The organism is Bradyrhizobium sp. P2_E8 (genome assembly GCF_056403875.1).
The window spans coordinates 1-20,612 of sequence record NZ_JBFUES010000019.1 but is presented as its reverse complement, the minus strand read 5'-3'; the positions used below and the strand labels follow the sequence as shown (position 1 = coordinate 20,612).

Here is a 20,612-nt window from a genome sequence, read left to right as displayed (position 1 = left end):
CATCCTGATCGGCTCGACCTGCTTCTCCGTGGTGTTCCTCGGCGTATCCGGCGGCGTCTGGCTCGAGCACCTCCTGACCTCGCTGCCCGGCGGCGTCTGGGGCTTCCTGATCTTCATCAACCTCTTCATCTTCTTCCTGGCCTTCTTCCTCGACTTCTTCGAGATCGCCTTCATCATCCTGCCGATGATCGCGCCGATCGCGCAGAAGATCCTCGCCCCCGTGGTGGGACCGGACGCGGCGCTGATCTGGTTCGGCGTGATGCTCTGCGTGAACATGCAGACCTCGTTCCTGCATCCGCCCTTCGGCTTTGCGTTGTTCTACCTGCGCGGCGTGGCGCCGAAGGAAGTGAAGAGCTCCGACATCTACTGGGGCGCGATGCCCTGGATCGGCCTCCAGCTGATCATGGTGATGCTCGTGATCATCTTCCCGGTCACCGTGACGGGCCTGCTCGACAAGCCCCTCAACGTCGATCTCGACAAGGTCAAGATCGAGGTGCCGCAGATCGAGCTGCCTCCGCTGGATCTCGGACCGCCGCAGAAGTAGCGGCCATAACCATCGCCGTCATGTTCCGCTTCGGCGGTTCATGACGCGCGCGTCCGCGCACGTGACACGCGCCTCGAACACGGGCATACCGGGCCATCCTCCAACTGATGGACCGCCGCGTATGTCCCGATCGCACCCTGCTCCGCCCCTCACTCCCTTGATCGCATCGCTCTGGTTGGCATGTGCCGCAACATTTGCGCATGCGGAACCKATGACCGATGTCCAGGCATTGGCGCAAAAGGAGCAGCAGCCGCTGCTCGACACGCTGCGCGATCTCGTCGGCATCGAATCTGGCAGCAAGGACATCGACGGCCTGAACCAGATCGCCGAGCGCGTTGCCGGCCAGCTCAAGCAGCTCGGCGGCACGGTGGAGATTTTGCATCCCACCGACATCTATCGCCTCGACGACACGCCCGAGACAATCGGCCCGGCCGTGCACGCCGTGTTCAAGGGCACCGGCAGCAAGAAGATCATGCTGATCGCCCACATGGACACGGTGTACCTGAAGGGCATGCTGAAGGACCAACCGTTCCGCGTCGACGGCGACAAGGCCTACGGCCTCGGCATTGCCGACGACAAGCAGGGCGTCGCGCTCATTCTCCATACCGTGGCGATGCTCCAGAAGCTCAACTTCAAGGAATACGGCACGCTCACGGTGCTCACCAATGGGGACGAGGAGATCTCCTCGCCCGGCTGGCGCAGCACCATCACCAAATTCGCCGCGGACCAGGACGCGGTGTTCTCGTTCGAAGGCGGCGGCACCGACGGCACGCTGCGCCTCGCCACCAGCGGCATCGGCTCGGCCTACCTCACGGTGCAGGGAAAGTCCTCGCATGCGGGCGCACGGCCCGAGGGCGGCGTCAACGCGCTGTACGAGCTCTCGCACCAGGTGCTGCAGATGAAGGACCTGTCCAAACCCGAGCAGGGCCTGAAGCTCAACTGGACGGTCTCCAAGGCCGGCACCAACCGCAACGTCATCCCGGCCGACGCCACAGCCCAGGCCGATGCGCGTGCGCTCAAGGTCGCCGATTTCGACGAGTTGCAGAAGGCACTGCAAGAGAAGATCAAGAATCGCCTGCTGCCCGACTCCAGGGTCGAGCTGAAATTCGAGGTGCGTCGTCCGCCGTTGGAAGCCAACGACGCCTCGCGCCGCGTCGCGGCCTACGGCAAGACGATCTATGGGGAGATCGGACTGTCCCTCAAGGTCGACGAGAAGGCGACCGGCGGGGGCACCGACGCCGCGTTTGCCGCGCTCAAGACCAGCAGAGCCGTGGTGGAGGGCATGGGCCTGTCGGGCTTCGGCGCGCACTCCAACGATGCCGAATATGTGCAGATCAACAGCATCGTGCCGCGGCTTTATCTGGCCACGCGCATGATCATGGACCTGTCCACGGGCAAGCTGAAATAACGGCCGGATGCCAAACCCGAGTCCACCGCCGGTGAACGCCTGATCCCGATGATATGGATCAGTTACTATCCAGGACTTGTTTGCTAATTTGCCGGATATGGGCAAAATTTCTGTTCCGGGACGGAAGGACGAGCTTCATGAGCAGGCCGGTCAAGACTGAAGGCGAACTGATCGCAATGGCGAGGGCGGAATTGAAGGTTCACGCCGACTGCCCCGATGGAATGGCGATTTCCATCGTTCGCGATGGCGACTCCTGGGAGTTTCGAGCCAGTGCGGATCAGGCCATTTCCGATCGGCCCGGCTATCCCGAGTGTGTCGCCATGCTGGTCCAGATCGGCGATCACCTCAGCAAGCAGTATGACGTCGGGGATTAGACCGACCTCGGGCTTCGAACACGCGCGTCGCGATTTCACGACACGTATTCGATCACCATCGTCAGACCAACTGCGACGCCATCACGACAAGCAACGGAACTGCCGTTTCAAGGAACGGCAGCGCGCTGCGACAGCAGCGCCCCGAAGCCGTCGCTTCGGGGCGCTGCACGCGACAGATGGCGCGATCAGCTCTGCGACCGCCGCGCCATGAAGATGTCGTAGCCGACCTCGGCGACCTGGAACCAGGCGTAACCATCGCCGGTGAACTTGGCGAGAGAGTCGTGGACCTTCTTGAAGTTGGCGTTGGTCGCACCGACTTCGGCGTGCAGCTCCTTGGCGGCCTTGTAGCAGGCCTCCATGATCGGCGGCGAGAAGGCGTGCAGCTTGGCACCGCCCGCGAGCAGCTTCTTCAATGCGAGCGGATTGGCTGTGTCGTAGCGTGCCATCATGTAGTTGTTGGCGTAGTGGCCCGCCTGCTCCAGCACGCTCTGGTAATATTTCGGCAGCGCATTCCATTTGTCGAGATTGACGAAGGCGAGCAGCATCGGGCCGCCCTCCCACCAGCCGGGATAGTAGTAGTGCGGCGCGATCTTGTAGAAGCCCAGCTTCTCGTCGTCATAGGGGCCGACCCATTCGGCGGCGTCGATGGTGCCCTTCTCCAGCGCCGGATAGATGTCGCCGCCGGCGAGCTGCTGCGGCACCACGCCGAGCTTCTGGAGCACGCGACCGGCAAAGCCGCCGATGCGGAATTTCATGCCCTTGAGATCCTCGGGCGTGTTGACCTCTTTCCTGAACCAGCCACCCATCTGGCATCCGGTGTTACCGGCGAGCAGCGAGATGACGTTGTAGTTCTTGTAGAACTCGTTGAGGACTTCCCGTCCCCCGCCCTGCATGTACCAGGCCTGGTTGATGCGCATGTTGGGACCGAACGGCACGGCCGAGCCGAAGGTGAAGGTCGGATCCTTGCCGAAATAATAGTAGGACGCGGTGTGGCCGATCTCGCAGGTGGCGTTCTGGACGGCGTCGAGCACCTGGAGGCCCGGCACGATCTCGCCGGCCGCGAAGATCTGGATCTGGAATTTATTGTCGGTCGCCTCGGCGACCATCTTGCACATCATCYCGGCGCCGCCAAAGAGCGTGTCGAGCGATTTAGGCCAGCTCGTCGGCATGCGCCATTTGATTTCCGGCATCGACTGCGCGATCGCGGGAGCCGCGAGCGTGGCGGCGCCGGCCGCACCAAGTCCTGTGACCTTGATGAAGTCTCTTCTTTTCATGATTTCCTGCCCTGATGGATTGTGATTCTGGGCCTTCTTGCCGAGGCTTGGACGCCAGCATGGAACATTGCGGCGCCGATTTCCATCCGGATCAGGGGGCGGGAGAGGAAATGGCGGGCCTTGCCGCCATTTCAATCCTACGACTTTAGGCTCAGACGGCGGCTTGCGTCACGTCCGCCAGCCTGAAGCGCAGCGTGAACTCCGCGCCGCCGCCGGGAAGATTCTCCACCGCAACCGTCGCGTCATGATCGGCCGCCACGCCGCGCACGATCGACAGGCCCAGGCCCGCGCCGTCGCTGCGCTGGCGGTCGGCGCGCCAGAAGCGCTGGAAGATCAGCTCGCGCTCGGCGTCCGCGATGCCGGGGCCGCAATCGCGCACGCGCACCACGCCGTCGTCGCCGACCTCGACGTCGACGGACGTATGCTTTGCGGTGAACTTGATGGCGTTTTCGGCGAGATTGAAGATCGCGCGCTGGAGCATCTCGGAATTGCCGTGGACCAGTACCGGCGCATCGGTGCCCTTGAGTGCGATGTCCTTGTGCTGGGCGAGCGCGAACGGCGCGATCGCGCCGACCACCTCGGTGCAGACGGCGCGCAGATCGGCGGTCTCGCCGGGATCGAGCACCAGCGTGTCGAGCTCGGCGATCTCCAGCAGCTGGGCGACGATGCGGCTCATGCCTTCGATGTCGGCATGCAGCGCCTGCCTCGCCGCGCCGTCGCCGAGCGTCTCGATCCGGGTGCGCAGGATCGCGAGCGGCGTGCGCAATTGATGCGCGGCGTCCGCGGTGAACTGGCGCTGCACGCGAAAGCCGTCCTCGAGGCGATCGAGCGCCTGGTTCACGGCGGTGACGAGCGGCATGATCTCGCGCGGGATCTGCTCCGTCGGCAGGCGGATGTCGGTGCGCGCCGGGCCGATATTGCTGGCCTCCTCCGAGGCCTTCCATAGCGGCGCGACCGCACGGCGGAAGATGATGATGTCGGTGGCGAGCAGGATCAGCAGGATCGGGATGGTGATCCACCCGACCCGCCGGAAGAAGTTCGAGATGATGTCGTCGATGATGACGTCGCGATGCGAAAGATCCTCGGCGACGCGGATGCGCACCGTCCTGCCCTCGATCACGCGGCTGACGCCGGCACCGGAAATCGTCTCGGACAAGCGTGGCGGGGCGGTATCACCGGTCTTACGCCGCGACGAGAACAGCACGCGTCCGTCGGCATCGCGAATGTCGTACTGGTAGCGGCCATAGGCCTCCGAATAGAGGCCCCTCAGACTGTCGGGTAGATTGAACGTCAACGTGCCGTCCGCCTGCGGGACGATGCGCTCGGCGAGCACCTCGGCCTGGGCGCGCATGGCATCGCGATGCAGCTGGTCGACCTCGGAGTTGAGCAGCCAGAACAGCACCAGCGGCAGGAAGATCGCAACCACCGCGACCGCGACGATGTGCAGGAACACGATGCGTGAGATCAGCGATTTGAACGTCGGCCTGGCGAATGACCGGGCGGCGGACACGCTATTTCTCCTCGGCCATGAGATAGCCGACGCCGCGGATGGTGTGGATCACGACCTTGGCGCCGTGTTCGCTGAGCTGCTTGCGCAGCCGCGAGACGTAGACCTCGACGGCGTTGGAGGCGACTTCGCCCTCGAGGCCGAAGATGTGGTCCTCGACGTTCTTCTTCGGCACCACCCGCCCCTGCCGGCGCAGCAGGATCTCGAGCACCGAGGCCTCCCGGGCGGAGATGATCCGCGGCTGGTCGTCGATGAAGATCTGGCGGCTCTCGGTGTCGTAGACGAGGTTGGCCAAACGCAGCGAGCGGCCGAGCAGCTGGCCCGGCCGGCGCAGGATCGCCTCCAGCCGCGCCACCAGCTCCTCCATCGCGAACGGCTTTGCGAGATAGTCGTCGGCGCCGCTGCGCAGGCCGTTGACGCGGTCCTGCAAGCCGCCGCGCGCGGTCAGCACCAGGACCGGCAGCGGCTCCATCTGCCGGCGCAGCTCGCGCAGCACCGACAGGCCGTCGCCGTCGGGAAGGCCGAGGTCGAGGATCATCGCGGCATAGCTGACGCTGCCGACCGCCTCGCGCGCCTCCGCCGCGCTGCTCACGATGTCGCTCTCATAGCCGGCCGCCGACAGCCCGCTGGCAACCAGCCGCGACAGCTCGGCATTGTCCTCGACGATCAGAAGGCGCATCGCATTTCCCGCCGGATGTTCCGGTGTCGCCACACGGCTCGCGCCGCATCTGCGCTCTCTTCCCCCATTCGTCCGGTTTCGGCCAGCGAAAAAACGCCGGGCAGGCCGGCCTCCCGCCCCTGTCAGGTCCATGTAAGCCGGTCCGGCGCGAGCTCGGGACGCAGAGGGCGACGGATGGATCCCGGCTCAGGCTAGGGAGCTTCCGAGGCGCGCGCGAACGGATTGCCATACACGGAATAGGCCAGCCAGGTCAGTTCCTTCCGGTTCTTGGCGGCCTCGCGCGCGGCGCGGACGGCATCAACCAGCGCATCGCCCTGCTTGAGCGAACGATAGAACGCCTCGGCAAAGCTGTAGGCCAGCTTGTCGTCGACCGACCACAGCGCGCCGACCAGCGCGCCCGCGCCGCGTTCGGAGTACGGCCGCAGGAATGCGTCGACAAAACCGGCGACACCTCCGCCGATGCCGCGCCCGGCGCGCCCGGTCTGACAGGCGTTGATGAAAACCATCGGATTCGGCCCGCTCTCCGCGAAGCGGGCAAACGCCTTGACCTGATCCGCCGAGAGCGAGTCCTGCGCAAAATTGCCGTCAACCTCGGTGCCCGTCATCAACAGGTCGGCCGTCATCACCGCGCGCTGTGCCGCCTCGCCATGGCAGGCAAAGTGCAGCACGTCGCATTCCCTCGCATCCTTCTGCAGGAAGCTGGTCACGGCGATGCTCTCGGCCGGCACCTCGCGCGGGCTGCCGAAGAGCTTGACCAGCATCTGGCGCTCGGCATCGGCGCCTTCGAGCCGCAGACCAGGATCGACATAGGCCGGGATCACGTAGTTGACGCGATCATTGCCCATGGCGAGCTGCGGACCAGGCCACGGCGTGCTGTGCAGCCAGCGCACCAGCCCCCATTCCGCGAGGAAGCCCTTCCCGTCAGGTCCGGACTTCCGGTCGTTGATGTAGAGCAGCTCCCAGGGAATGAACGGCTCCTCCGAGATGACCTGGATCGCGCGGATCGCATCGCGGTGGGTCCACAACGCCTCGCGGACCCTGTCCGGCAGCAGCTCGTTTCCCATGACAATCCCGTTCGCCTGCAGGCGCGACAGGAACTGGTCGTACAAGCGGTTCGTTGCAAGCCATGAGCTCTCGATGCCCTTGAATATCTCCGCAACATAGACATCGCGGGAGAAGCCGCCCGGAAGCGTGCGCGATTCCGAAACCGCGATGTTCGGGTCGACGCAGGCAAGATCGAAGCGCAGCGTCACCTTGCCGCTCTCCACGATCTCGTAGATCCGCAGCACCGCCGGCTCGTCCGGATGTGCCGCCATGGCCTGTCCGACCTGGCCCCGGCGCAAGGTCTTGCTGTCGGCGTCGACGAACACGGGGGCCAAGGCAAATGACGCGAGAATGCGCGCGCCCTGCCGTGCTTCGACAAGGATGTCGGCCGCGCCTTCCGCGGCGCCCTCCACGACGAACCGGAGCGACTCCGCCCTCCGGTCCTGCGGCGTGTCGATCTCGACGGTGGTGTCTCCGATGACCCGGCAATTCTTGCGCGCGATGATTTCGACGACGATCTTGCGAGCCGTATCGACGTTGACCGGCGCATCCAACGCGGCCGAGGCCGGGCTCTCGGCGGCCTGGATCTTCTGTCGGGAGACCGTGACGAACAGCGGGACCGGCTTCTTCGGCGGCGGGTGAGACTCGATCTCCGCAGCGAAATAGCAGGCGGCGGTTCGTGACCCGGGCGACGTCGATGCCGGGGGCGGCGTGTCAGTTGCGGCAGGCGCCTCCTGTGGCCCGGGCGGCCTGGCCGAAGGAGCGGAGCGCGATCGCGTCCGTCGCAATGTGAGCGTGTCCGACATGGAGCCGGATCCGCCCCCCTCCGGATCGCGCGCAGCCAAGCTGGATTCCTGCAGGCGTTCGACGATGGACGCCACTCCCCGCCTCGAGCGCCGCGGCGGCGCCTGCAGCTCGATTTGCTCCGGGACCCGATCAGGACGAGCTACACCAATATCCAGCCACTCGGTCAATTTCGAGGGCACGATATCCGTCGCAAAATACGTGGTGTGAAAGACGTCGTCCGTATCGCCGAAAGCAAACGTCGCGTCCTTCGCAAGGCGCGGGCCACGGGTACCGAACGACGTCATCGACGCCGTATCCACCACCAGATCGTTGTCGAGCTGGAACAGGCGATTTGTCACGCGATCGGCAATGAACTCGGCGAACTCTTTCGTCACGCCCTTGTCGGGTGCAACCTGCGCGACGAAATTCGACGTGATCGCGTAATAGGCTGCGAGCCTGTCGAGAGGACCGGCCGCCCCGTTCAGCTCCCTGACGAGATCGCTTGTTGGCCGCATCGCGGCAAGTCCGGGCACCCGGCCCTCGTCGATGGCGACTTCGGAAAACGCCTGGACGAAGCGGCCGACGGTCTTGATCCCCTGCGACACGATGGGGCTCAGCGCAGCCCCTCCTGCGAGGAATGAAACCGCGCGGACGCCGGCCATGATCCCATTGGTGTAGAGGTCGATCATCGCCGCCCAGTTCTCGGGCTCGGCCAGATGCGTTCCGGCATTGGTGCAGCCGACAAAGATGGCCTTGCCGAGCCGGATGTCCGGCCGCTTGTCCGCAAGCAGGGTTTCGGCCACGCGGTAGACCAGTGCGCCGCGACTGTGGATGACGGCGTCGACCGAGGACTTCTCGGGAATGTCCAGCGCCTGCAGCGCGGCAACAAGAGCGGCCGCATTCTCTCGGGGGGTTACGGTCAGCGTCTTGTGATCGAAGCCGAGGACGGCGTCGTAATGCGCGCTGACCTTCGACAGGAACGTCTTCCCGCCGTCGGAACCGGCAAGCTGCGCGAAGCCGCTCGCCGTCGACGAGAACGTGCCATGCACCATGAGCAGGATCTTCAGCGGGCGGTCCTGCGGCAGTCGAGGACGCGCCGAGCGCGCCGGCGTCCATGCGGCCGGATCGAGCCCGGCCATCACCACGATGCCCTCTTCCCTGTCCCCCTCGATATAGTCGGTCGCCACATCGATCGCCGTTCGGGCGGCAAACTTCAGCACGTAGGCACGGACCGGATCGATCAGCTTGTCGGACACCCAGTCGAGAACGGGGCCGCGCTTGCCGCTTGCGGCGGGCGTTCCGCGCGCCGTCCCCCTCGTCCCGGCCGTCAGAGGAAATACCAGAACTTGTCCACCTCCACGCCGCCTTGCCGGTTGGCCCGCCGGCTGCGGATAGGTCCAGGCATAGACACCGCCTGCTCCCTCGATCAGGACCATCGCCCTTTCGGACGGGCCGACTTCGACCTCGATCTGCGTCGGCGTCGACGCGTCCCGTCGCAGCGCGCGCGTTCCCGGGCGCGTCGGCACCATCTCGACTTCGGCGGCGATGGTGAAGTCGGACGCCGACAACGCCCCCCTGAGCTGATCGGCACCACTGATCTGGCTAGCAGTCCCACGGCGAAATCCCCGCCGGACAGGACCGTCCTGAACGATCCTGATTTCGACATCGTCGGGACTACGAACCACGATCCCGTTCGCTACTTCGAGTTCAGACATGACTTCGCCCCTGTCCAGACGGTCTGCTTCGTCGCGTCCTCGTGTGCCGCGCGGGCTTGCGAGCCCGGCGTGAAATCAAGATCTGACCTGCGTGCTCGGCTGAGACAGCGGCGCCGCCCATTCGAGCCGATTGCCATTAAGCGCCGATGACTTCCGGATCAGCTTGTTGGCCTCGATGTAGGCTTCCGCGGTCGAGGGCACGAGATAGCCCATGACGAATCCGAGCACTGCGAAAAGCGCGACGATGAAAGCGTATTGCAGCCAGGAGATATACGGCATGTTCAGGCCGAAAGACCTGCTCACCAATGTGAAGCCGATGAGAAGACATAGCATGACGGACGCCATGACCACCGCGTGCGTCGCACCGTCCCTCAGCCTTGCCTCGTGATAGTCCAGTGAATCGGCCCTGAGCCGCACGTCGAGAAGAATGCTCAGGACCAGCRTATTGACCAGGAAGACCAGGGACACCAGCGAGCTCGCCGCAAGCGGATGACCGCTTGCCAGCCAGCCGGGCGCGATCGGGATCGCGCTGTAGGTGATCCAGAGCACGACGTTGCCGAGCAAATAGGATAGCGCGCCGAAGACGACGTAGGAGCGCCAGGGCAAGGCATACAGTGAGGGACGCGCGAAATTTGTCGAGGCCTTCGGGTAGATCGCAAAGAAGATCGAGATCATCACGGCGACCGCATGTGCGGCCGAGGAGAGGCCTCCGGTCAGCGAGCCGACCTCGTAATTCTTCGACAGGTTCATGGAGAACAGCGGTGCGACCGAGACCACGAAGTCGAGCACGAAGATGATCACCAACGGCGCAAACGGCAGCGGCTGGGGCAGAACGGTCTGGTACCCGAAGCTGGAGATCAGCTCCGTCCGGGAATCGCGCCTGTCGACCACCGACAACGTCGCCTCGGCCAATCGGCGCTGGTAGGCGACGCGCAGATCCTCGCATTCCTCGGAGATGAAGTCGGAAATCTCGTACACCAGCTCTTTCGCGTCCAGGGCCGATACCGTGATGTCGTCCGTCAGCAGGAGGGCACGGGCCGACCGTCGCAGCATGCGCCGATATTGCCTTTCCATCTCGTCGAAGGCGGCTTTCCGGGCGCGGAAGAATCTCTTGAACCGCTTGTTGTTGCGCAGCTCGACGAAGCTGGTGTGGAGGGAAGCGACCTGCTTGATCATGGTCGCGGCGCCGGGCGCGAGCACCTCGTAGTCGTCATTGAGCGCCTTCTCGATCAGCCCGGCGGGAACGCCGTACCCTTCGAGCTCGCGCTGCAACTCTGGCCTTGCCCGCTCCGTCACCTTGATGGGTGATCGCGCGATGGCGACGATGACAGTCTCCACGGCCTGCGGGTAGCGGGCCAGCGTCTGCATCATGCGCCGCAGGAAATCGATCACCCGGCCGAGCACCGGCAAATGGGGCGCCAGCACCATGAAGGCGAACGTTGCAGGTATCGCAACGAGCAGTCCGATTCCGCGCGACATCAGGATCGCGACGAAGAAATAGAACACCACCGCGACCGTGACGTAGGCGAAGACCGCGAAATAATAGCGATCGCGCATCACGGCAAAGCGGATGTCCGCGGTCTCGAAAGGTGCGTGAAAGTCGATCGCGCTGACGATGCAGATCGCGATCGCACCGAGGCCGAGAGCTACGATCGACGGGTCAAGGCCATGCATGGATGAAAACTCACTCCGATCCGGCCCGGTCCACGAAAATTTCCCCGTCGAGGCCGCGCATGTACAGGACCGGCGAGATCCATTCGGCGAAGTGCCGCGCCTTCAATTCGGCCCGGGTATGCGCCAGCGCGGCCTGGATCGAAACGTTTTCCGCCAGATAGGTGTAGAACGTATCGGCGAAGGCGAGCCCCATATTGTCGCTGATCTCGAATTGCATGGCGATCACGGCGGGCACGCCGCCCTGAATGAGCTCGGCGGCGGTGCTCGAGAACAGAGAGCCCGGCTCGCCCTGCGCGCCGCTGCAGGAGTTGAGGACGACGAGACTCGGCGTTTGACCGGGCTGGGTCAGGAATTCTTTCAGCGATTCGGCATAAAGCCTTCTCCCCTTCGACCCGCCCTCTTCCTGGACAACGATGAAGCCCATCTGCCGCTCGGGATCGTGGCCGCCATGCCCGATGAAGTGAAACAAGTCCCACCGCTTGCCTTCGTCTCCCCTCAGGAAGCGGCGGTTGAGATCCCGCGCCTTCGCCGAGGGGATCCACGACAGTTTCAGCCTCTTGCCGTCGTTCAGCTCGCTCAACGCGTTCTTGATCGCGACCTGCTCGGCATCGACCTCGATCTCGTCCAGCGGCAATCCGTTCAGGACCTTGACCCGCGCTGCCATGCCGAGCATCCGTATCGGCCTTGCCGCGCACGCCCGGCGCTCCTCGCCATAGTCGTCGACGGCGCGCGTGAATGGCGTGCTTTGCGACGTCGTCACGTAGAAGCGGTTCTTCTTGTCGTACATCGTCTCCCAGGGCACGTAGGCGAGCGTGGGATCGGTGACCCGCAGACGGATCAGGAACGGCTGATCGTCCTTTCGCGCCGCATGGGAACATTCCTGATAGAGCTCGAGGATCTTGCGCTGAAAGATGAACTCGAAGAGTTGCGATCCGATCTCCTGCACGATCCGTTCGTCCGCCCCCGAGGTCAGCCCCCCGGCAGCGTCACGGAGAGCGGGTCTCGCTTCATCACCGCCACCTGTCGCGGACGCATTCGCGTTGCGCGCGGCAGCGCACTGGAGAATCGCTTCCTGCAACGGCCTCAGATTCTGGCGAAAACTCGGCTTCAGCTTCTCGACTTCAATCTCGCGGCACGTTGAATTGTATTCCGCGACGATACGGCAATGACTATCGCCACTATCTTCAATGGTCAGATTGAAAACGACTTTCGCCACGACGCAACCCTCAGCCGCGCACATGCCAGCGCAAAAATCTCACGCCTACTCAAAGTCTATACCGGACAGAAAAGCGCGCAATGGGCGAGCAGCGGTTGTAATGCCGCACCTCTACACGCGCCGACCGGCCGGGGATCGGCGCAAGCCGCACCCACGCCGTGTCCGTGCTGTTCTTCGCATCTACGGGTGCCTGCATTTCGCCGGTCACCCCGTTTCTCCGCCCAGGATGCGCACCATCCATGGCGCACGCCCGATTGGAATCAAATCGAATGATCGTCAAAACGACGCGGAACCGAAGTTCAGACCTGCCGCTCGCGGCGATCGGCGCGGAGCGGAAGCTTGCCAGCTCCTGGGCTTTTCTAGAGCCAATTCTCCGGCACGATTGTGAGCGGTTTCACATCTCCCGTTTTGTTGATCCCGCCCGACTGCTTTGAGCATGCGCCGGAGCTCGCGAGCATCGTGCAGGCCGCAGGCTACGCCGCTGGAAGCTTCACGCCTGTCAGCTCCCCCAGTCCGGCGATGAGCGCGTCCTGGAATGTCGGGTCGCTCGCCTCACCGGCCGGCTGCTCCTGACGGAGGTGATGCCAGTAGCGGCCGCTCACCAGCGCGGCCGGCTCTTCGCTGACGGCAAGCCAGGACTGCGTACGCTGTCCGGTGTCGAGATCCACGGGGGCCCCCGCACCGCCCATTTTGGTGCGCACCCAACCGGGATCGACCGCATTGCTCAGCACGTGCGGCCAGCGCCGTCCCAGTGCGTAGGCCAGCGCGACCGCGTGCAGCTTGCTTTCGGCATAGGCCTTCGCCGCATCCCAGCTTCGCCTGGTCCAGTCGAGGTCGCGCAATGAGCCCTCGCCGCCGCGGTGCAAGCCACTGCTGAGATAGACCAGCCGCTTCGGCCGCGCGATCAGGGCCGTCAGCATGTACGGCGCCAGCGTGTTGATCGCCAGCGTGCCGGCGTGCCCCTCCGCTGTCGCGCCGCGGCTCCGCTCGGTGTAGACGCCGGCATTGTGGATGATCGCGTCCATGCGTCCGATCGCGTTGACCTGGTCGGCGATGCCCTTCGTCTCGACGGCGCTCCTGAGGTCGCCGACCACGATCGCCACAGCATCCGAGGCGAAGTCCGCAACCGCCGCGGCGCGATCGGCCGATCGCGCGTGCAGCACCACGCGGTGTCCCTGATCGAGCAGCGCTTGCGCCGCCGCCCGACCAAGACCATCCGTGCTGCCTGTGATGAAGACGATCGCCATGCGCAGCTCCCTTATCCCTGGCAGAACGCAAGCCCGATATAGCGACTCTCTGCGCGCCTATCCCCTGCGGTATTGCTTCGTCGCTGACCTTCAACGTTTTTGCCGCGGCGCCGTGCGCCAATTTCGGATTATGCGATGATAGCTTTCTGCCACTGTTTTGCCCGACGAGTCAAACCGGTCGCTGCCAGGCTGAGCCCAACTCCATCCGCCCGTCATTGCGAGCGGCTTGTCCGCCGAAGCTCAAAGAGCGAAGGCGGAAGCGAAGCAATCCGGGATCTTTCCGCGGAGGACTCTGGATTGCTTCGCGGAGCCTGTCATCGGGCCGCTCCTGGCGCGGACCCGTTGGCTCGCAATGACGGTGTCGAAGCAGATGCGCGCCAAATGACGATGTCGCTCCGGTCGCCGCCGGGCAAATCGCAGTTTGGGCCCCGGCTGCGCGACGATTGCCGCCTCCCGCTGAAATGCGCCGGCATGTCAAATTGTTAGCAGCATCCGCCGGGCAACGTGCCCTCACCCCATTTCTACTGTGCATGGGGTTGTTTTCGACATTTTTTGTTTCGGCACCTTCGGATGCGCCCGCAGCAAAGAAAAAACCCGGCCTCGCGAAGGAGGCCGGGCTCTGTCGTCTTGCGACTTGCTCGAAAGGTCAGCCGCGGGTGCGCGAGCGGATCATAAAGCTGTCGTAGGTGTACTCGGCGACCTGCCACCACAGATATTCGTCGGAGCGGTAGGCCTGCATGGCGTCGATCGACTTCTTGAAGTCGGCGTTCTTGGCCGAGATCTCCCCCCACAGCTCATTGGTCGCCTTGAGGCAGGCTTCCAGCACCTCGTTGGTGAAGGGACGCAGCTGCGTGCCGCCGGCCACCAGACGCTTCAGGGCGGTCGGGTTCAACATGTCGTAGCGTGCGGCCATCCAGCTGTTGGCATTGGCCGTCGCGTTGGTGAGGATCGCCTGGTAGCTCTTCGGCAGCGAATTCCACTTGTCGAGGTTGGTGAAGGCGTGGACGGTCGGACCGCCTTCCCAGAAACCGGGATAATAGTAGTACTTGGCGACCTTGGCGAAGCCGAGCTTCTCGTCATCATAGGGGCCGACCCATTCGGCGGCGTCGATGGTGCCCTTTTCCAGCGCCGGATAGATATCGCCGCCGGCGAGCTGCTGCGGCACCACGCCGACCCTCTGGAGCACCTGGCCGGCGATGCCGCCGATACGCATCTTCAGGCCCGAGAGATCCGCAACGGTCTTGATCTCCTTGCGGAACCAGCCGCCCATCTGGGTGCCGGTGTTGCCGCAGGGGAAGCCGATCACGTTCGACTTCTTGAAGAAGTCGTTGGCGAGCTCGTTGCCGCCGCCCTGGTACAGCCACGAATTCTGCTGGCGCGCGTTGAGCCCGAACGGCACCGAGGCAAAGATCGCGAAGGTCGGATCCTTGCCGACATAGTAGTACGACACGGTATGGCACATTTCGACCGTGCCGTTCGAGGTCGCATCGAGCGCCTGGAGGCCGGGCACGACTTCGCCGGCGGCGAACACCTGGATCTGGAATTTGTTGTCGGTCATTTCGGCGACGTACTTCGCCACCTGCTCGGCACCGCCATAGATCGTATCGAGCGACTTCGGGAAGCTCGAGGTCAGGCGCCACTTGATCTCGGGCGAGGATTGCGCGATCGCCGGCGAGGCCACCGCGGCGGTCGCCGCCGCGCCTGCTGCCGACACTTTCAGGAAATCACGACGCTTCATCTTCAGGTCTCTCCTTGCTGGGGCGTTTCCCCGAACTTCCTCTTTGCCGCCGCTCATTCCGGCGACGCGCTTGGCCCGCGTCGAACCGAAGGGGGCTTACTGCCGTGGGCGTTTAACACGGAAGCCCCGCCTGCGGAACGCGACATTGGCATGACGGGGCTCTACGAAAGTCGCATGTCCCCAATGGATTGGCCGCGTCTCGCTCAGGCCGCCGCGATGACGCCCTTGAGCTGGTCCCGGACCTGGCCCGCAATGGCGCGGTAGATCGCCGCATGAGGGCCGTCCGGCTCGCTGTCGACGACGGGATTGCCGGCGTCCGAAGTGGCGCGAATCGCCATGTGCAGGGGGATCTCGCCCAGGAACGGGACTCCGAGCTTCTCGGCCTCGTGGCGCGCCCCGCCATGGCCGAAGATGTCGGATTTCGTGCCGCAATGCGGGCACTGGAAGTAGCTCATGTTCTCGACGATGCCGAGCACGGGCACGTTGACCTTCCGGAACATCGCAAGCCCCCGCCGCGCGTCGATCAGCGACAGGTCCTGCGGGGTCGAGACGATCACGGCGCCCTTCAGCGGCACGTTCTGCGCCAGCGTCAGCTGGGCATCGCCGGTGCCGGGCGGCATGTCGACGACGAGCACGTCGAGCTCGCCCCATGCGACGTCGCGCAGCATCTGCGTCACCGCCGACATCACCATCGGACCGCGCCAGATCATCGCGGTCTCTTCCTCCACCAGGAAGCCGATCGACATGATCGCGAGGCCGAAGCGCCGGAGCGGAATCATCTTGCGCTCGGCGTTGAGCTCCGGCTTGTCGTGCAGGCCCGTCAGCCGCGGCACCGATGGGCCGTAGATGTCCGCATCCAGAAGCCCGACCTTGAGGCCGAGGTCGCGCAGGCCCAGCGCCAGATTGAGCGCGGTGGTCGACTTGCCGACGCCGCCCTTGCCGGAGGCGACCGCGATCACCGCAGCGACGCCCGGAATCTCGGATTGCCGCGCCATCGGCGATTGGCCGCCCTGCGGCGGCTTGTGGGCATGGACCGGCTGCACGCCGGGCGTGCCGCGGCTTGGCGTGGGCGGCGGAGGTGGTGCAGAGCCCGGCTTGCGCTCGGCGGTCAGCGCCACCATCACGGTGGTGACGCCGGGAATGGCGCGCACGGCGGCCTCGGCCTCGGCCCGGACGGACTCCCAGGCCCGCGCCTCCGCGGCGTCGACATTGATCGAGAAGAACACCTTGCCGTCAGAGGCGCTGATCGCGCTCAGCACATTGGCATTGGCGAGCGCGACCCCGCGCGGCGATTTGATCCGGGCGAGGCTGTCGAGAACCTGTTGCTGCGTCACRCTCAAAGCGCATCTCCATGAGTCCAAGATGTGCCCCATTAGAGCGGAAACGCCCAAAAGGCTACTGCCTGCCGATATCGTCAGCCATCTCGGCGGGCGCCGCCCCCTGCTCCATGGCCGCCTCGTAGTTCAGCTCGATCATCACCCCGTTGGGGTCGTGCACGAATATCTGCCAGAGGTCGCCGCCGGGCACCTGGCGGGAGTCGAATTTCATCCCTTTGGACGTCAGTCGCTGCTTCATGCCCTCAAAACCGCGGCTGACGAAAGCGACGTGGTGAACAACGCCGGAATCCGGCTTTTGTGGCTCCGAGGTCGGAGAAATATCGACGAGGTGCACCACCGCCCTGCCCTCGCTGTACATCCAGGCCCCCGGGAAGGCGAAATTCGGCCGGGCGCCGTTTTCCAGGCCCAGCACGTCCTCGTAGAAGCGGACCGTCTCGGCCAGATTCCGGGTCCGGATGTTGAAATGATCGAGGACGCCAACGCTCACGCCGCCCATGCTTTCGCTCCCTTTTTTTGAAGTCCTTAAGTCCCGCCATCCTAGCACAGGGGGCCGCCAAACGAAGCCGTTGCCCTCCCGGCCTAACGGTTTATGGTGCGCCTCCGATCCGCCCTCGCGGCGGAAGTTCCAGGGCGCCGATTTGGCGTCCCTCGCCCGGCAAGAACCGTAAAACCCAAACTACCGACAAGGTACCACACATGGCTAAAGTCGCTTTCCTCGGTCTCGGCGTCATGGGCTTCCCCATGGCCGGACACCTCGTGAAAAAAGGGGGCCACGAGGTCACCGTCTACAACCGCACCGCGGCCAAGGCGAAGGAATGGGCGGACAAGTTCGGCGGCAAGACAGCGGCGACCCCGAAGGCCGCCGCCGAGGGTCAGGATTTCGTGATGTGCTGCGTCGGCAACGACAATGACCTGCGCGCGGTCACGATCGGCCCCGACGGTGCCTTCGCCGGCATGAAGAAGGGCGCGACCTTCGTCGACCACACCACCGCCTCCGCCGAAGTCGCGCGCGAGCTCGACACGGCCGCCACCAAGGCCGGCTTCAAGTTCGTCGACGCGCCGGTCTCCGGCGGCCAGGCCGGCGCCGAGAACGGCGTGCTGACGGTCATGTGCGGCGGCGCCGAGGACGCCTATGCCGGCGCTGAGCCGGTGATCACAGGCGCCTATGCGCGGATGTGCAAACTGCTCGGGCCCGCCGGCTCCGGCCAGCTGACCAAGATGGTCAACCAGATCTGCATCGCGGGCCTGGTCCAGGGCCTCTCCGAGGGTATTCACTTCGCCAAGAAGAGTGGCCTCGACGTCGCCGCAGTGATCGAGACCATCTCCAAGGGGGCGGCGCAGTCGTGGCAGATGGAGAACCGCTACAAGACCATGAACGAGGGCAAGTACGATTTCGGCTTCGCGGTCGAATGGATGCGCAAGGACCTATCGATCTCGCTGGCCGAAGCCCGCCGCAACGGCGCCACCCTGCCGGTGACCGCGCTGGTCGACCAGTTCTACGCCGAAGTCGAGAAGATGGGCGGCAAACGCTGGGATACGTCCAGCCTGCTCGCGCGCCTCAACCGCTGACGCCTGACGATCTGAAACGACCTTGCTGATCGCGATCGCCGCCATCTTCGTCCTCGCCTATGCGGCGATCGCGCTCGAGCACCCGCTTCGCGTCAACAAAAGCGCCTCCGCGCTGCTCGGCGCGGGGCTGCTGTGGACCATCTATGCGGTTGCGACCGGCGACCACGCGCTGGTCGGCCGCCAGCTCGACGAGTCCGTCGGCTCCACCGCGCAGATCGTCTTCTTCCTGATCGGCGCCATGACCATCGTCGAGGTGATCGACGCCCATGACGGTTTCGAGGTCATCACCTCGCTGATCCGCACCACGAGCCAGGTGGCGCTGATCTGGCTGATCGGCTTCGTGACGTTCTTCCTGAGCGCGATCCTGGACAATCTGACGACCACCATCGTCATGATCTCGCTGATCCAGAAGCTGATCGCCCGTCGCGACGACCGCCTCTTGTTCGCCTCCCTCATCGTCATCGCCGCCAATGCGGGCGGCGCGTGGACCGTGATCGGCGACGTCACCACGACCATGCTGTGGATCGGCGGGCAGATCTCGCCGCTGAAGATCATGAGCGCGGTGTTCCTGCCCTCGCTCCTCAATCTGCTCGTGCCGCTCGTCTTCATCAGCTTCTCGCTCAAGGGCAAGACCATCGCGCCGCCGTCGAAGGACACCGGGCTGCTGGTCGTCGACCGGTTCGAGCGCAACCTGATGTTCTATCTCGGGCTCGGCACCCTGATCGCGGTGCCCGCGTTCAAGGCGGTTACGCATCTGGCGCCGTTCATGGGCATCCTGTTCGGGCTCGGCGTGCTCTGGCTGGTCGGCGAGATCGTGCACCGCCACAAGGACGAGCATGTGCGCCAGCCCCTCACGCTGGTGCACGCGCTGGCACGGATCGACATGAGCTCGATCGTGTTCTTCGTCGGCATCCTGCTCGCGGTCGCCTGCCTCGATCACGCCGGCCTGCTCTCCATGCTGGCCAAATGGCTCGATGCCACGCTCGGCCGACAGGACGTCATCGTCGTCGCGCTCGGCCTGCTCAGCGCCATCATCGACAACGTGCCGCTGGTCGCCGCGACCATGGGCATGTACGACCTCGCGCATTATCCGCCGGACAGCTTCATCTGGGAGTTCATCGCCTATTGCGCCGGCACCGGCGGCTCGATCCTGATCATCGGCTCGGCCGCGGGGGTTGCCGCGATGGGGCTCGAGCGCATCGAGTTCCTCTGGTACGCCCGCCGCATCGCCGGCCCCGCGCTCGCCGGCTATCTGGCCGGTGCGGTGGTATACATCGCGCAGCACGCGGCGCTGCATTGAGCCGTTCAGGCCGGATCCAGATTAACGTCCGGTTAACGTAATTCTTTAGCTCCTTAAGTCAGCTCTTAAGGATTTCTTGCCAGAGATAGACAATGCAGAAGGCCCGCGTCCGGCGTGGGCAGGAATCGTGTTGCTTGATGAGTAACCCCGCTGAAAAGCCTGAGGTTGTGCAGCTTCCGGCCGAGCCGGTAAGCGCTCCATCGGCGAGCAGCCGAAGGGCTGCGGCGCAGCGGGTGCGCGAGGCGCGCGATAAGTTAACGTCGACCAGCGGAACCCGGCCGGCCTTCGACGCCGAGATGCTGCGCCAATATGYCCAGACGCGGCTGTCGGCCTCCTATGTCGTCATGCTGCTGGTGGTTGCGACCGGCGTGCTGTTCGGACTGTGGATGCAGCCGATCCCTGCGGCGGCGTGGACCGCCGGCATGCTCTGCATCCACGGCGCGATGATCCGCAGCTGCCGGCGCTTCCTGACCGAGCCCGCCTCGCCCGCCGCGACGCGCGCCTGGCGGACGCGCTTCGTCGTACTCGACCTGCTCTATGGCCTGTGCTGGATGGCGATCCTGATCCATCCCGTGCTCGACATGGTCACGGAAACACTGATGATGTTCCTGATGCTGCTGGTGATCGCAGTATCGAGCATGCTCGCCGCCAATCTGCCGATCGCCGCACTTGCCGCCACCGCACCGGTCGCAGTCGCCATGGCGCTGAGCTTTGCGGTGACCGGCTCGCTGGACAATTACATCCTGGCCGCGCTCGCGCTCGGCGCCGAAGGCTATTTCGTGCTGCTGGCGCATCGGCTGCACTCCTCGACCTTCGCCACGCTCGAGGCGCGCGCCGAGAAGGACGCGCTGATCGGCGAGCTCGAACAGGCCAAGGCGATCTCGGACGAAGCGCGCCACCGCGCCGAATCCGCCAATGTCGCCAAGTCGCGCTTCCTCGCGCAGATGAGCCACGAGCTGCGCACGCCGCTGAACGCGATCCTCGGCTTCTCCGAGGTGATGAAGAGCGAGATTTTTGGCGCGCATGCGGTGCCGGTCTACAAGGAGTACTCGGCCGACATCCACAATTCCGGCGTGCACCTGCTCAACCTCATCAACGAGATTCTCGATCTGTCGCGGATCGAGGCCGGCCGTTACGAGCTGAACGAGGAAGCCGTGTCGCTGATCGGCATCGTCGCCGACTGCCACCATCTGATGAAGC

At 64.7% G+C, this 20,612-nt stretch carries 16 protein-coding genes; 6 read left to right on the top strand and 10 right to left on the bottom strand.

Annotated features, from left to right (window positions below):
- The 3 genes from AC1D00_RS02265 to AC1D00_RS02255 all read left to right on the top strand — a co-directional run.
- A partial coding sequence (locus AC1D00_RS02265) for a TRAP transporter large permease subunit (protein WP_477009504.1) occupies positions 1-544 on the top strand: 544 nt, incomplete at its 5' end.
- A gap of 121 nt (positions 545-665) precedes the next feature.
- Positions 666-1,952, top strand: a complete 1,287-nt coding sequence (locus AC1D00_RS02260) for a M20/M25/M40 family metallo-hydrolase (RefSeq protein ID WP_477009503.1) — start codon at positions 666-668, stop codon at positions 1,950-1,952.
- Positions 1,953-2,089: 137 nt separating this feature from the next.
- Complete coding sequence (locus tag AC1D00_RS02255) at positions 2,090-2,326, top strand: hypothetical protein (protein ID WP_135173986.1); 237 nt, start codon at positions 2,090-2,092, stop codon at positions 2,324-2,326.
- A 185-nt stretch (positions 2,327-2,511) separates the two neighbouring features.
- On the opposite strand, the gene AC1D00_RS02250 is transcribed toward AC1D00_RS02255, so the two are convergent.
- From AC1D00_RS02250 to AC1D00_RS02205, 10 genes are all read right to left on the bottom strand, one after another.
- Positions 2,512-3,600, bottom strand: a complete 1,089-nt coding sequence (locus AC1D00_RS02250; protein WP_477009502.1) for a TRAP transporter substrate-binding protein — start codon at positions 3,598-3,600, stop codon at positions 2,512-2,514.
- A gap of 151 nt (positions 3,601-3,751) precedes the next feature.
- Positions 3,752-5,110 (bottom strand): sensor histidine kinase, encoded by a 1,359-nt coding sequence (locus AC1D00_RS02245; protein WP_477009501.1) that lies wholly within the window; start codon positions 5,108-5,110, stop codon positions 3,752-3,754.
- Between the two features lies 1 nt (position 5,111).
- Complete coding sequence (locus AC1D00_RS02240; RefSeq protein ID WP_027544547.1) at positions 5,112-5,786, bottom strand: response regulator transcription factor; 675 nt, start codon at positions 5,784-5,786, stop codon at positions 5,112-5,114.
- A gap of 191 nt (positions 5,787-5,977) precedes the next feature.
- Positions 5,978-9,331, bottom strand: coding sequence for a DUF7379 domain-containing protein (locus AC1D00_RS02235; protein WP_477009500.1), 3,354 nt, complete (start codon positions 9,329-9,331; stop codon positions 5,978-5,980).
- Positions 9,332-9,406: 75 nt separating this feature from the next.
- Positions 9,407-11,005 (bottom strand): hypothetical protein, encoded by a 1,599-nt coding sequence (locus AC1D00_RS02230; RefSeq protein WP_477009499.1) that lies wholly within the window; start codon positions 11,003-11,005, stop codon positions 9,407-9,409.
- Positions 11,006-11,015: 10 nt separating this feature from the next.
- A complete protein-coding gene (locus tag AC1D00_RS02225; RefSeq protein WP_404555328.1) occupies positions 11,016-12,221 on the bottom strand; it encodes a CHAT domain-containing protein in 1,206 nt (401 codons plus the stop codon).
- Positions 12,222-12,694: 473 nt separating this feature from the next.
- Positions 12,695-13,468: an SDR family NAD(P)-dependent oxidoreductase gene (locus AC1D00_RS02220; RefSeq protein ID WP_404555326.1), complete on the bottom strand. Its 774-nt coding sequence runs from the start codon at positions 13,466-13,468 to the stop codon at positions 12,695-12,697.
- A gap of 646 nt (positions 13,469-14,114) precedes the next feature.
- Entirely contained in the window at positions 14,115-15,206 is a 1,092-nt protein-coding gene (locus tag AC1D00_RS02215; RefSeq protein ID WP_135173992.1) for a TRAP transporter substrate-binding protein, read from the bottom strand.
- A gap of 203 nt (positions 15,207-15,409) precedes the next feature.
- A complete protein-coding gene (locus AC1D00_RS02210) occupies positions 15,410-16,546 on the bottom strand; it encodes an Mrp/NBP35 family ATP-binding protein (protein WP_027544553.1) in 1,137 nt (378 codons plus the stop codon).
- A gap of 55 nt (positions 16,547-16,601) precedes the next feature.
- Positions 16,602-17,039, bottom strand: coding sequence for a VOC family protein (locus tag AC1D00_RS02205; RefSeq protein WP_025576425.1), 438 nt, complete (start codon positions 17,037-17,039; stop codon positions 16,602-16,604).
- 200 nt (positions 17,040-17,239) lie between these two features.
- On the opposite strand from AC1D00_RS02205, the gene AC1D00_RS02200 reads away from it, so the two are divergent.
- The 3 genes from AC1D00_RS02200 to AC1D00_RS02190 all read left to right on the top strand — a co-directional run.
- The gene (locus tag AC1D00_RS02200) at positions 17,240-18,112 is read left to right on the top strand and encodes an NAD(P)-dependent oxidoreductase (protein ID WP_477009498.1); all 873 of its coding nucleotides are present in this window, start codon (positions 17,240-17,242) and stop codon (positions 18,110-18,112) included.
- A gap of 22 nt (positions 18,113-18,134) precedes the next feature.
- The gene (nhaD, locus tag AC1D00_RS02195) at positions 18,135-19,412 is read left to right on the top strand and encodes a sodium:proton antiporter NhaD (protein WP_477009497.1); all 1,278 of its coding nucleotides are present in this window, start codon (positions 18,135-18,137) and stop codon (positions 19,410-19,412) included.
- Between the two features lie 137 nt (positions 19,413-19,549).
- Positions 19,550-20,612 (top strand): sensor histidine kinase (locus AC1D00_RS02190; protein ID WP_477009496.1); only part of this gene is annotated, 1,063 nt, incomplete at its 3' end.